Annotated in this window: 12 protein-coding genes and 1 other RNA gene; 8 read left to right on the forward strand and 5 right to left on the reverse strand. The window is 58.0% G+C overall.

The window, feature by feature from the left end; genetic code table 11:
- Positions 1 to 798 (reverse strand): thiamine pyrophosphate-dependent enzyme (locus VN887_20410; protein ID HXT42383.1); only part of this gene is annotated, 798 nt, incomplete at its 3' end.
- 155 nt (positions 799 to 953) lie between these two features.
- Positions 954 to 1,673 carry a hypothetical protein gene (locus tag VN887_20415; protein ID HXT42384.1) on the reverse strand — a complete coding sequence of 240 codons (720 nt, stop codon included), beginning with the start codon at positions 1,671 to 1,673 and terminating at the stop codon, positions 954 to 956.
- A 454-nt stretch (positions 1,674 to 2,127) separates the two neighbouring features.
- Here VN887_20415 and ffs point away from each other — a divergent pair.
- The 5 genes from ffs (at position 2,128) to VN887_20440 (ending at position 5,714) form a co-directional block, all read left to right on the forward strand.
- An RNA gene (gene ffs / locus VN887_20420) (signal recognition particle sRNA small type) lies at positions 2,128 to 2,224 on the forward strand.
- Positions 2,225 to 2,314: 90 nt separating this feature from the next.
- On the forward strand, positions 2,315 to 4,066 hold the full coding sequence (dnaX, locus tag VN887_20425) for a DNA polymerase III subunit gamma/tau (GenBank protein ID HXT42385.1): 1,752 nt from the start codon (positions 2,315 to 2,317) through the stop codon (positions 4,064 to 4,066).
- Between the two features lie 32 nt (positions 4,067 to 4,098).
- Entirely contained in the window at positions 4,099 to 4,410 is a 312-nt protein-coding gene (locus VN887_20430) for a YbaB/EbfC family nucleoid-associated protein (GenBank protein HXT42386.1), read from the forward strand.
- Positions 4,411 to 4,471: 61 nt separating this feature from the next.
- Positions 4,472 to 5,074, forward strand: coding sequence for a recombination mediator RecR (gene recR, locus VN887_20435; GenBank protein HXT42387.1), 603 nt, complete (start codon positions 4,472 to 4,474; stop codon positions 5,072 to 5,074).
- Entirely contained in the window at positions 5,061 to 5,714 is a 654-nt protein-coding gene (locus tag VN887_20440; GenBank protein ID HXT42388.1) for an HAD family phosphatase, read from the forward strand. Before recR ends, VN887_20440 begins: the two co-directional genes overlap by 14 nt.
- Here the strand turns inward: VN887_20440 and VN887_20445 are convergent.
- Positions 5,702 to 6,427: a hypothetical protein gene (locus VN887_20445; protein HXT42389.1), complete on the reverse strand. Its 726-nt coding sequence runs from the start codon at positions 6,425 to 6,427 to the stop codon at positions 5,702 to 5,704. The genes VN887_20440 and VN887_20445 overlap by 13 nt on opposite strands.
- A gap of 246 nt (positions 6,428 to 6,673) precedes the next feature.
- Here VN887_20445 and VN887_20450 point away from each other — a divergent pair, with 246 nt between their 5' ends.
- Together VN887_20450 and VN887_20455 are read left to right on the forward strand one after the other, a co-directional pair.
- Positions 6,674 to 7,567: a rhomboid family intramembrane serine protease gene (locus VN887_20450; protein ID HXT42390.1), complete on the forward strand. Its 894-nt coding sequence runs from the start codon at positions 6,674 to 6,676 to the stop codon at positions 7,565 to 7,567.
- 17 nt (positions 7,568 to 7,584) lie between these two features.
- Complete coding sequence (locus tag VN887_20455) at positions 7,585 to 8,697, forward strand: C39 family peptidase (GenBank protein ID HXT42391.1); 1,113 nt, start codon at positions 7,585 to 7,587, stop codon at positions 8,695 to 8,697.
- Positions 8,698 to 8,987: 290 nt separating this feature from the next.
- Here the strand turns inward: VN887_20455 and VN887_20460 are convergent, their stop codons facing one another.
- Positions 8,988 to 10,649 (reverse strand): galactose oxidase-like domain-containing protein, encoded by a 1,662-nt coding sequence (locus VN887_20460; GenBank protein HXT42392.1) that lies wholly within the window; start codon positions 10,647 to 10,649, stop codon positions 8,988 to 8,990.
- A gap of 684 nt (positions 10,650 to 11,333) precedes the next feature.
- Here VN887_20460 and VN887_20465 point away from each other — a divergent pair.
- Positions 11,334 to 11,729: a hypothetical protein gene (locus tag VN887_20465; GenBank protein ID HXT42393.1), complete on the forward strand. Its 396-nt coding sequence runs from the start codon at positions 11,334 to 11,336 to the stop codon at positions 11,727 to 11,729.
- A 263-nt stretch (positions 11,730 to 11,992) separates the two neighbouring features.
- Here VN887_20465 and VN887_20470 read toward each other — a convergent pair.
- On the reverse strand, positions 11,993 to 13,159 hold a 1,167-nt coding region (locus VN887_20470), incomplete at its 5' end, for an RHS repeat-associated core domain-containing protein (GenBank protein HXT42394.1).

The following is a 13,159-nucleotide window of genomic DNA, read 5'->3' on the forward strand; positions in this document are numbered from 1 at the left end:
CTGCAGGTCGTGGCCGTTGCGCACGTCGATTACGTGCCAGCCCAGGGCGCCCATTGCGGCGAACGTGCGTTCCATCGAAAAGGCGTCCTTGGTGATGCGGCCGGAGAGTTTCGTGTCATTGTCCGATATCACAAGCACAAAGGGATTCACGCGGCCTTTCTCTGCCAGTCCGGGAATCGCGGCAAACGCCTCTTTGGCTTCGCCCTCCATTGAAGCACCGTCGCTCACGGTACAAATTGTCACCCGATCGCGTCCCGCCACCCTGTCAGCGATGGCCAGCCCCTGCGACTGCGGAAGCGCGGAACCGAGCGGCCCGTTGCTGAGCAGCACGCCCTCGGGATTCAAATGCGACTCACCGTGACCCGTCAACTGGCTCTTGATGCTGCGGAAGGCTTTCAGGTCTTCGAAAGTCAGGCCACCGAATCCGTAATTGGCCCGAAGAGCGTAAATGCCGTTTTCGGTGTGTCCCGCGTCATTCACGAAATTGAACGCTTCATGCCATTCGCGTCCCTGCACCGAAAACATCACGCCATGGATCGCCGCCATGATTTCCGCGAATGCGGCCGGCCCCCCCCAGTGACAGGCCGCGCCGCCGTTCACGGCGTGAACGTCCATCAACGCGACCAGGGCGCGCGTCGCACGAGGGTCGGCGAGGATCACTTCCCTTCCGGCGCCGTTTTTGACTTTGACCGGATATTTCGGAGTGCCACGCGGAGTGGACGCAAGTCGCGGCTTGAGGTTGAGCGGGGTCAGCGGCGGGGCTTCGACCTTTTGGACGACGGACTTATCTTCGGCCATAGAATTAGCGATTCGAGTGCTTCAAACGAGTGACGTGACTTTAGAATTCAACGGAGAGAATGGAAACAAGAATTTGCCGGCGAGCTCGAGCATTTGCGAGGTCACTTCAGACGCGGGCAAAAGGACTCCGATTGCGGCCCCAGATGCCGACACCTTCAGGCGTTGGTAGCCGCCATTTTGTAAGCCGTCCCCAGGGCCAGAATCATTGCTCCAATCGTAAATGCTCCCAATCCACGGAGCGCCAGAAACATTTTAATGCCGCTGTTTTCTTCCAGATCGTCCGCGCCAAGATTCTTGTTGTACTGGGCCTTCGTGGTTTTGCCGTTCGCCAAATCGCGCAACTCGGGCAATTCCTTGTCGTGAAATTCCTGAACGTCCTCAGCGGCGACGTCCCCGGGCTTTATTCGTTCGCCGTCCTCGGCGGATACCTTCACCAAAAACTGCCGGATTTCCTGCTCTGAGCCCGTGGGGACTTCCTTCACGGCTTTCTTCGCATAATCCACCCGCGCTTCATATTCGTGGTTGATGGCTTTCTTGTAAGTCCCGACCACCTGCTCTTTGGCAATCAGGTACTGGGCGGCGAAAATGCCAAGAAAGGCGATTGCCGCAGTAATGGAACCCAGTTCCTTGCTTCCTTCGTCGCGCCCCAGCAGGCGCGCTCCCAAACCAGCCATGAACCCGACCCCTATCGCCAACAGCTTTATGAAGGACCTTGTGCCCCATTCCGTGGCGTAAAAAATCCCAAGCCACATGCCGACGCCAATCAGAGTCCCCAAAGCCGCGCCCAAAATGCCCAAGCCGAACCTCCCTTTGGCAACCGATGGTTGAGCCACCGACCGGGACGCGACTGCGGCCAGTGGCGAGGGCGTTCGCACAGGTTCCTGCAAATTTGAAGACTGAATCGGGGACGACTCGGATGAGGCTGCGTGCGCTGGTCCTTGAGCAGGAATGCTCAACCGGATCCGGGGTCTGTCGGAAGCCGCAGTTTGGACGTCGGCAGCGGCGGATGTCCTCGACTGACCGCTCAAAGCCTGTTGAATGATCGCGTTCGCCGCAGCCGTCCCGTCCGCGCCGCAGGTCGGACAGCCGACGGGGCCGGGCAGTTGACCATGGATTGGCTCAACATCGAATTTATAGCGTGTCCCGCAGGAACATTGGACTTTGACTTCCATAAAGGTCGTTGCCGCGATGAACAAAGCCGGCCTTTGGGAACATTCTGACGTTGATTCGAAGTCCAGATAACCGACGCGTTTGAGAAACGCAAGCGCAATGTAGCCACTTAATTCTTGCTGAGAATGGAGCCGATGGTTTAGGTTTCGTAAGCGGTTTTGCCAGGGCCCATGGAATGCGGACTTATGAACCCCGCGAGGGCCGGAAGGCAGCAACGGCAGTTTGCTTCGCATCCGCCGTGGTCACCCTGGCATTTTTTGCTTTCCGGGTTTCGGCGCGCGAAAAGGCAGCCGCAGCCCTGCGGACCGTCCGCATCCGGACGCTCAAGAGATTACCAACCGGCATCATGTCGTATCAGGTCATTGCGCGAAAATATCGGCCACAGCGCTTCCGTGATGTGGTCGGTCAGGAGCACGTCACACAGACGCTGGCCAATGCCATCGCTCAAGGCCGCACCGCCCACGCCTACCTGTTCTGCGGCCCGCGCGGCACGGGCAAAACCACGATCGCCCGCATCTTCGCCAAATGCCTCAACTGCACGGGCGGACCAAAAGTGGACTTTGACGACGCCGATCCCCGTTGCCGCGAGATCGCCGAAGGCCGGTCCCTCGATGTGATTGAAATCGATGGAGCGAGCAACCGCGGCATCGAAGAAATCCGTGAACTGCGCGACACGGTCAAGTACGCGCCCGCGGCGTCCCGGTTCAAAATCTATATCATTGACGAAGTCCACATGCTGACCAAGGAGGCGTTTAACGCTCTGCTAAAAACGCTGGAGGAGCCGCCCGCTCATGTGAAATTCATGTTCGCCACCACGGAGCCCGAGAAGGTGCTGCCGACGATTCTCTCCCGCTGCCAGCGATTTGATCTACGGCGGATCCCGACCGCGCTGATTGTCAGACATCTCGCCCTTATTGCGGGGCAGGAAAAAGTGAGCGTCAACGAAGCCGCGTTGCACGCCATCGCCCGGGGCGCCGACGGCGGAATGCGCGACGCGGAATCCACTCTCGACCAGCTCATCAGTTTCTGTGGCGAAGCCATCACGGAAGACGACGTACTGTCAATGTTCGGCCTGGCGGCACAGAACCAGATTCTTGATTTATCCCGGGCGATTCTCGCTGCAGAAGTGGAGGCCGCATTGCGGCATTTGAACGACCTGGCCAACCACGGCAAGGACCTCGCGCGACTGCTGGCGGATTTGCTGGGTCATTTCCGGAATCTTTTGATTTTTCGGGTCTCGCGGGGCGACCTCAAACTGCTCGATGTTTCCGAGACCGAACAGGCGTCGCTGTCCGAGCAGGCGAATGGCGTCACCAGCGACGCATTGACGCGCATCATGGAAGTTTTGACGGATTACGAAATCCGCCTGCGCGACGCGGCGTCGAAGAAAATCCTGGTTGAAGTCGCCCTTCTGAAAGCCATTGAAGCGCGCAATGCCACCAGTCTGGACACGGTTCTTCAGCGGTTGCAACAATTGCGTGGTGATGCTGCGACGACCGCCGTTGACGCGCCGGCTCCAACGCACGCCCCCGTCTCCATTCCCAAAGCTCCCACACCAGCCCGCCCGGCTGACCCGGTCACCGCCCCAGCGGCGTTCGTGACCGGCGCGGTCGCTGCCGCCGGACCGGACCTGGACGAGCTTTGGCGCAACGTGGTGGACGCGGTAGGCCGGGCGAGTCCGTTCGCGCGCAGCTATCTGCTGGAAGCGCATCCGGTCTCCTTCAACAACCGCCTGCTGATAGTCGGGTTCGATCCTGAGTTTGCCGATCATCTCGAACTGGTGGACAGCGCGAAGAACCGGACGCTCGTCCAGACCAAACTCAGTGAATTTGGATTCTCAGATGCGCAGGTAAAATTCATCAAAGCGTCGGCGGACCGGGTTCGCCCGACGCAACCTGCCCCGGCCGTCCCGCCGCCTGCGCCTGCCGCGCCGGACCGACCCGCGGTTTCCGGGACCTCCAAAGAAAAGCCCCGGCCCTCTCAGGACAAGTCCAGACCCGGGCCTGTTCCGTTCACCAAGGACGACTTCAAGAACGATCCCCTGATTCAGAAGGCGCTGGAAGTTTTCAAAGGCCAGATAGTCGAAGTACGGGCGTGATGGCAAGATTTGATCAGCAACCATAACTCGTTATGTCCACCATCGGAAAATTGATGAAGCAGGCAACGCGCATCCAGCGGCAGATGGAGGAAGTGCAGGCGCAACTGGCGGCGCGAACGGTCGAAGCCACCAGTGGCGGCGGCGCTGTCAAGGTCGTTGCCCGGTGCGACGGCACCATTGCCGCGATCACGATCGATCCGCAGGCGATGAATCCGGCCGATACCCAGCTCCTCGAAGACCTGATTATCACCGCGGCCAACAACGCCCTGGGCCAGGCAAAGGAAATATCCACCGCCGAAATGGGCAAGGTCACCTCCGGTTTCAGCCTGCCGGGTCTGATGTAAGCAACAATGCGCTGTCCGCGGCCGCCCCCTCCCGAGAAATGCGCGACGCGCGACACTCCCCATGCCTTCACTTCCCGAGCCTGTCAGCGTATTGATTGCCGCGCTGAACAAATTACCCGGTGTCGGGCCGCGCTCGGCGGAACGAATCGCGATTCACCTCGCGCAAGCCGGGGCGGATTCCGTCCGGCAGCTTGCGCAGGCGATTTTGACAGCGCGTGAAAAAATCCACTCCTGCCGAACTTGTGGCGCGTTGACCGAACGCCAGCCCTGCGCCGTGTGCGATGATCCGCGCCGCGACGGGTCCATTGTCTGCCTGGTGGAACAACCGACCGACGTCATCAGCATCGAGAAATCCGGGGCGTTCCACGGCAAATATCACGTGCTCGGTGGCAGGATTTCGCCGCTCAATGGCGTCGAGCCGGAAGATTTGAGGATCGCCGAACTCGAATCGCGGCTGTCAAAAGAGCCGATCCGAGAAATTATCATCGCGCTGGGCACAGACGTCGAAGGCGACGCGACGAGTTTCTATCTGGCCAAACGGCTGGCTGCGAAAGGCGTGCTGACGACACGCATCGCGCACGGACTTCCCGCGGGAAGCGGGCTCGAATTCGCTGATGAACTGACATTGAGCCGCGCGCTGGAAGGACGACGTGAAATCAAGTAGCCCCGCCAGACCCCGGGTCGTCATTTTCGACCTCGGCAAGGTCCTTGTGGATTTCGATTACAGCCTGGCGGCGCGGAGAATCGCGGCGCAAGGCACGCTGCCCGCTGACGCCGTGCAAAGATTCATTGACCATTCCCCGCTGCTGTTTCGATTCGAGACCGGGCAGATCACCCGTGAGGAATTCTTTGCCGAAGTGAAATCAGCCGCGGGATTTTCCGGATCGTTCGATCAGTTCAGCAAATTTTTCGCGGATATTTTTGCTCCGATCGGGCCCATGGTGGAGTTGCACGCCCGGCTGCGGGCCGCGGCGGTTCCGACGTTTATTTTCTCAAACACCAATGAGCTTGCCGTCGGTCACATTCGGAAAAACTTTCCGTTCTTCAGCCGTTTCGACGGCTACATTCTGTCATACGAGCACGGCACGATGAAACCCCACGCTTCACTGTACGAGGTGGTCGAGCACGAAACCGGCTGCCGGGGTGGCGAATTGTTTTACGTTGATGACCGGCCGGAAAATCTGGAGACCGCCTCGGACCGGGGCTGGCAGGTCGTCCTCCAGAAGAATCCCGGCGCAACGCGCAGGGCAATGAAGGCGGCGGGTCTTCCGGTCTGGCGCGATGTGCCGTATCATTCCGTTTGACTCAAATGGCCAAACAATTTGTTCATCGGGAAATCAGCGTCCCCAATTGACAAGAGCCGGTCGGCGAGGCCGTTCAACGCCAATCGCGTCATGCGGAACCGCTCGGCCAGAGTGTCGAAGACCGCGTCCAAGTCGTATTTTTTGGCCAGCCGGTGGCCGCCTGCGGCGCGAAAATTTGCCCGGCCGAGTTCTTCGTAATATTTCAGGTCGGGTGCGCCCTTGTGTTCGGCACGATACCGAATCCGCTCCGGGAAAACGCCCGAGAGAAACAGCGAATGGTTGCCGATGTGGGTGCGGATACAGAAAGCGGTTGGGTCATCCGCCGTCTGCAACGCGCTTACCATTTCAAAAAAGTAGTCCAGTGGTTCCGGCCTTCCCGGCACGACGCAACGCGCGCTCTCGATCCGCGAATACTCCGCCAGCACTTCGGCAACGTAGTCCGCCACCACGCGGTCTCCGATGCCGGAACGTTTAAACACGTGGCGGACGAGCACGTAAAAATAAAAATGCGTCGAGACCTTCAGACAGCAGCGTTGCTCCAGCAACGCGCGAAGCAGGATTTCGTCGTCCAGAATCAGGTCGCGCGTGTCTTCGTCGGCCAGCAATTTGACCAGCGTCTCGGCGGAACCTGCGCGCGGTCCGAGCGCCAGCACGATAAAGTCAACGTCTTCCGCCGTGAACTGAACCCGGCAATTGGGTTGAATTACGTTCATAACTCACATTTACACCGGTTGTCCGTTCGATGCGAGGCGCCTGGCCACGAAGACCGGCCTCGCCCGCGTCGCAGCGATTCAAAGCATAATTGATTCCACAAGTCGGGGCGAGAAGGACGCGATGCGCGGGGAGCCGGGCAGAAAGTGAGAGCGCTGCCAATCGGACGTTGCCAACTTTGAGTAATGGCATACTTTCAGTCCAAAACAGCCATCTTTGACACCGGGCATTAACAAAATCAGCTCTGCATGACAAGCGCGGAATCTACCCTGTCAATCATCCCGGCGCGCAGCCGCCGCCAGGCGATGGACTGGAGTCTGGTGCTGATCAGCCAGGGGATCGAGACCGTCATTCAGGAGTCCGACGGCAGTTGGGTGCTCCTGGTTGATCCACAAACACGTTCGCGCGCCCTGTCAACCTTGCGCCAGTACCAAATCGAAAACCGCGGATGGAGCTGGAGACAGAGGATGCCCTGGCCGGAAATCACGTTCCACTGGGGTGCTCTCGCGTGGTGCTTCGCCCTCGTTGCCTTTCACTGGTTGAATACCGCTTCCGGGTCGCGTCTTGAATCCGCCGGCTCGATGGACAGCGTCGCTGTTGCGCAGGGATCGTGGTGGCGGCTCTTCACTGCAACCATGCTCCACTTCGACCTCGCCCATCTTATGGCGAATCTGACAATCGGCCTCCCGGTGATCGGCCTGGCCATGGGACGCTACGGCCCCGCTTGCGCATTGCTGGCCGCTTGCGCGGCGGGTGCCTTTGGGAATATCGCGAGTTTTCTGGTGCACACCCATCCTTATCACGGCCTCGGCGCCTCCGGCGTTGTCATGGGCGGGCTTGGACTGTTGGCCATCCAATCGCTGTCGCTCAGATTTAAAAATCGCATGTCATCGAATTACATTTTCGTCGGCGCAATCAGCGGCGTCATGCTGTTCACGCTCCTGGGACTCAACCCGGCCAGTGACATCACGGCACATCTCGGCGGTTTCATTGGCGGATTAGCGCTCGGCGCAGTGATGGCTTTGGTCCCACAGAAAAAGCTTCTGGCCACGGCCACAAACATCATTTGCGGCGGCGCACTGGCCGGGTTGATTGCGCTCACCTGGACCCTCGCGCTCGAACATGCCGCGCCGGTTCCCTGATGGTGACGCCGCCCGATATGACACTGCGACACACTCGTTGGCTGGCTGTCCTGCTGGTTCTTCCATTCGAACCGCTGCCCGCCGGCCCGCCGCATCATGGACGGCAATTCGTCGGCCTTGAAGACTTCTCCCGCTTCACGAAAAGCGCGGGCGAATCGACGAACGAAACCATGTTCGTTTCGCCCGAAATTATTTCCGACATGAAGTGGGACGAGCTCATCGTCTCTTGGAACACCGACGCGGCCGGGGGAGCGGATCTCAGAATAGAAGCGCGCGCCATCTATCCCGGGCATTCGACCAGGTTTTACACGATGGGAGTCTGGTCGGATGACCTGGAAAATCATCAGCGAAGGAGCGTCAAAGGCCAAAGCGACGGTGATGGCGAAGTACTCACTGACACACTCAGATTGAAATTACCGTGCGAGCGGGTCCAAATAAAACTCGTTGTTGATGGTCGCGGAGCCGCGCTTCGCCCACCGGTAAAATTTCTCGGGCTCTGCTTTTCCGACACGAGGCACGATCCGCCGGCCCTCCCGCCCAATCACGCCGCCTGGGGAAAAATCATCACCGTGCCCCAACGATCGCAACTCGACTATTCCGAAGGCGAACAGTCGTGGTGCAGTCCCACCGCCACCTCGATGATCCTGGCTTACTGGGCCGACAAATTGAATCGCCCTGAATTGAACCGGTCCGTGCCCCAAGTGGCTGCGGAGGTTTTCGACCCGAACTGGCCCGGCACCGGCAACTGGCCGTTCAACACCGCTTATGCTGGTTCATTCCCTGGAATACGCGCGTGTGTAAGCCGCTTTAGCGATGTCTCGGAGCTGGAAGACTGGATCACCAGCGACCTGCCGGTCGCGCTGTCGGTTGCCAACTCAATCTTGAAAGGCGCGCCACCGCGCGAAGGGCCCGATGGCCACATCGTTGTTTGCGTTGGCTTCACAAACGAGGGCGACGTCGTGGTCAACGATCCCGGAACACGGCAGCAGATCCGGCGCGTCTTCCCGCGCAGCAACCTGGTGAAAGCCTGGGCGCATTCGCATAACACTGTCTATTTGATTCACCCCGAAGGCGCTGACACTCCAAAAGACCGGTTTGGTCATTGGGTTTCTGAAAAAAAGAGACAGTAGAATGGTCGGGGCGGTGAGATGCTTGAACCTAGTCAGAGCATTTCGGATCGTTTTGGCAGAAGTGGGTTCCAGGTCCGCCTTTATTGACCGTATTTGCGCTTTGCTCTTTACCCTCTCACGCCACCGTTCCGCCCCAATCCGAAACTTTTCTGTTAGGAATTGCCAAATCCAACACCGACATTCCCTGCAAATGTAAAGTCAGTCCGGCTACGCGGCTCACGTATCACTCCAACGATGTCCACCAAATCGAGGCGCGGCCGGTCGCCAACAGAAAACAAAATGCAGGCGCCTCAAGGCATGCGGAGCCGGTAGAATTTGCCCAGCATGGCCGGATCCAAGGCGTTGGTGAAGGCAAGTTGCCCCGTGGCATCAAAAGCACTGGTCACCACCGGCGTCCAAGTGTTCAGTGGCTGCGCGCAGTTTGTCGCCATCAGGAATGTGCAGGAGGCTCTGGCTGGGCCCGTGCTCCTGAGGACCAACCGGCCTCCGACCACGGTGAAGGAGTCAATGTGGGGAGAAGGAAGTACGACGGGCAGGTTCACGAGAGCCCCGACCGACGGCACACCCTTGCTGCTGACAAGGAAAAGCAAGTAGTAACCAGGCGGAGCCAACTTCGAATTGGCCGGCGCCCGGACGTTGATCCCCCCCGGTGCCACCTGCAAATCGCAGTTGAGGAAACGTTGGTTTTGGTTGAATGAATGCGTGACCGACCCGAGGCCGATGAGCGACACGGACGAGATGATCGAGGCATCCGGCGTGGTTACCAGGAAATTACTACCGTAGGACAGCGTCGAGGGCGTCGCGGTAATTGTCGGCCGTGGACCTTTGAACAAATACGGCGGCGAGAAGACTTCCCCCGAGAGTTGGTCTACAACATCGAGATCTCCGCCGCCACCCGCCACCAGCACCCGCGCGTCCGGAAGGAGCAGTGCGGTGGAATGATACAACCGCGGCGTTTGCATGCTGGACCGCGTGGTCCATGCCTCAGTCACCGGCGACCACATTTCCGCGGAGAGCACAGCGTGGTTGGTGTCGAAGCCGGTTCGGTCCGTCCCTCCACCGGTGCAAAGAACATTTCCATCGGGCAGCATGGTCAGGTTGAGAAAAGACCGGGGGGTGGCCATCGAGGCGGTCGGTCTCCACGCCGGATTGGGCTGGGTCAGATCCAAGACGAAGGCGGTGGCCACCGATAAACCCGGAAGGCCATCGTCGGATGCCGAACCGGCCTTCATGAACTTTCCCGGCTGGAACATCGCCACGCTGCCGCCTTCAATCACGCGGTTATCCAGAATGGTCCATGTCTGAGTGGCCAGGTCCAGCACTTGGGTGTCTGACGCCACTTCCGATGTACCGACCGAGATCAGCCGGCCGTCGGGCAGCACATACATAAACGGATACACCGGCAGTGCATTAGACGCTTGTGTGAGTGGAGTCCAGGTGTTCACGACAGGATCGTAGATTTCGGGAATGGCCGCAATGTCGTCGTACCAATTCTGATCGCCGGAGGTCGCGAGGATGCGACCGTCGGGAAGGACGGTGCAGGTGGCATACCAGCGCTTGTATGTCATTGGCGCCGCCTGGCTCCAGGACCGAACAGCCGGATCGAACAAGTCCACCTCGGTGAGCCCCAACCCACTTGTCCGGTCCCACCCGCCAAGTGTGATGAATCGGCCATCAGGCAGGAACGTGTGCCCGGCGCACAGGAGGTCCACCCACGGATTTGGGACAGAAGTGAACAATCCCGTCACTGGATCCCAGACGCTCGCCGTCGGGCCCGTTTGCCAGGTGAGCACGCTACCTGTTTTCAGGAGGTGCACGTGGATAGGAATCGCAGGCCACGGCAGGACGCTCGACCATTGACCGACCACGGAGGGATCGCCCGCCCAGAGCGAGAAAGGCCGGGCAACGACCAAAGCGGCCAAAGAGATAAAACTCTTCAAATGAAGTCTCATGGAGACCAGATTACCCAATCGGGAGTGGTCGCCAAAAGAACCATGCCCAGACGTAGTCCCGGCTGGGCTGCTTGCATTATCAAGGAACGCACTCCCGCAATTGTCAAAGTTACCATAAACAAATCCGATATTTTTCAGCCCTATTGTCGCTGGTTTCTGCGATCTGTCGATGGGGGGAAGCCCCCGACCTACGAGACCAAGGCCGCTTCGCCGCCCTTCGTGACACGGACCTGGTTGACTGGCGATCGTGCGTCTTTGATAACCTTGGGCGACATAGCGGGGCGGTCGCAGCCATGACCGGAAGCGATCCGGGTGTGCAGAGTGAAAGAGCCTCCCACAACACTCGTGGTTAACCGGGACAGTGCCACGAGGCGGGCAAGGCGTTTGGCTGTTCAGTCTGACGCAGGTGAGATATACTTCATTTGAAGCGTTCGTACCTGCATGTCAAGGCCGAAGGCCGAATGCGTCAAAGGAGTGATCGAAGGCGAAATGAGAATCGCCTACTGGCTGCAAGCATATGCAACAGGAAGCGCCTATGACTGCCAAGTTTATGGAGGCGAACCAGGATCCACTGCGTGCAGACGTGCCAGTAGTCTAGCGAATGAGTATGCCAAGGCGCTCGATGCCCTTACGAAGGCACTTGGGAAATGTTATGAACTGAAGTAAGAGTGAAAAGTTATTCATATGAAATCGAATATCAATAGGTTCGGGCTTTTGCTTTTGACGACGACGCTTGTTCTTGTGGCCGATAAAGACACCAAGAATCATGCTCCGAGTGCTGATGCGATCGTCATAGTCCTCAAGAACGGGAGTTTCTGGTCAATTAAGAAGTTGAACGAGGTGGCACTGAAGTTTCTTGAGGAGAAAGGTAGCATGAAGGAATGGCCGGAGAGCAGTCCTTTAGTCAGGCTTTATCCCGATGATCGCACGAAAATGTGCGAATTCATTTACAAGAAGGGATTTGATCAACCTGTGTGGTATGTGACTATTGGGTACGATGGAAAGGTCACGGACTTCAAGGAACGTGTCGCACGCGAAGCAACTTTTGAGGCTCCGACGCCGAGCGACGCTCCGAAATGAGTGCTGAAAGGTTCCGAGCTCTCGACATCGGGAATCGTTGTTCTACCTCCCGACAATCGACCAAGTGGACGATCATCGGAAGATGGGAGAGCCGTGACTCGGAAGCGTGAAGCGAGCAAAGAACGAACGGACAATTGGAAGTGAACTTCAACCTGAGAAACGGTTTTGCGCATCTTCTAGCTCCTAAATCCGCACAGTACTTGGCGTTTCTGGCTGGAGCCGTGCAGAAAGAGATGCCCGAGTGGCAGGATGTGAACGTTGATTTAGGACAATAATACAACACCAAGAATAAGAACCGGCAGAACTTCAGTTATGAAGTGTCCCACCAACGGGGTCAGGTCATAGGCACCTGTGCCCCATGCTGTAGACGGCATATTGCCATATTGAGACCAAAGATTAGGCCAATTCCTTTCAAGGAAACTCTTGGCGGCTAGCTCTCCGACCTGTTTTATGCGTCTCTCCATCGCCCATACGAACTCCTGATTAACGTTCAAAAATCGCTCTCCAAAATATGCCATCCCTTCATCCCACCGATCCGCCAAGTCCCCGTACGTATCTGGCCAATGAAAGACCAAATCGTTGCGGGCATGAATCATTTCGTGGACCATGGTTTGGGGACTACTCAGCACCGTTCCGATATACATGGTATGTGTTTTGAAGATGTACAGCGCGCCTCTGTTTCCGACTCTGTTCGCATCGACAACGACATTTATGTTGGGCACTAGCGATCCAAGGTTGTCCAGAAGCTTGTCCAAGTCTGTTGTTTTTACGGCGTCCGATTGGCCACTTCCCACCCTCTCCTTTGCGACTTGGAGCCAGTATAAAACCGTCTGCTGGTTCGCGTCTAAAAGTCCCAGGTAGTCGATCGTGTTGACCGTGCTATTGTTAACGATCAAATAGCGATCAGCGCCATTGTTTTCCCCAACAGGATCCCGGCTGAGCCATCTTCCCGTGTTCGGGTTGTAGGAACGATAACCATAATAAACCATGTCGCTCTCATCATCCGTGTATTTCGTCGAGAACCGGAACGGTGATTGATTGTTCGCGTTGGGTGTCAGGCGGATCGTCTCTCCAAAGGGGCCATACTCGAAATTCCCGGTGGTCGTCCCCGTCGTCGCGTCAATCAATCCCGTCACGTTCCCGTTCCCGTCATACGCCACGAACAACGTGTTCGTGCCCGTCGGCTTGATGGCCAGCAGTCCGCCCACACCTCCGGCTCCCTGTTCACTGCCACTCAGGTCCAGGCCCCAGAGGTAACTGCGAATCACTCCATTCGTGTTGTTCAATTCCGCGATCAGGTTCCATCCATCATACAGAAACCGGTTCGTGCTCGCCGCCACATACGCGCTCCCGTTCCACGTCGAGACAATCTTCTGGATCCTTCTCCCCTGGTAATCGTAAGTGTAGTCCAGTTTCTTCTTCGCGCCACT

The organism is Candidatus Angelobacter sp., from assembly GCA_035607015.1.
GTDB lineage: Bacteria > Verrucomicrobiota > Verrucomicrobiia > Limisphaerales > AV2 > AV2.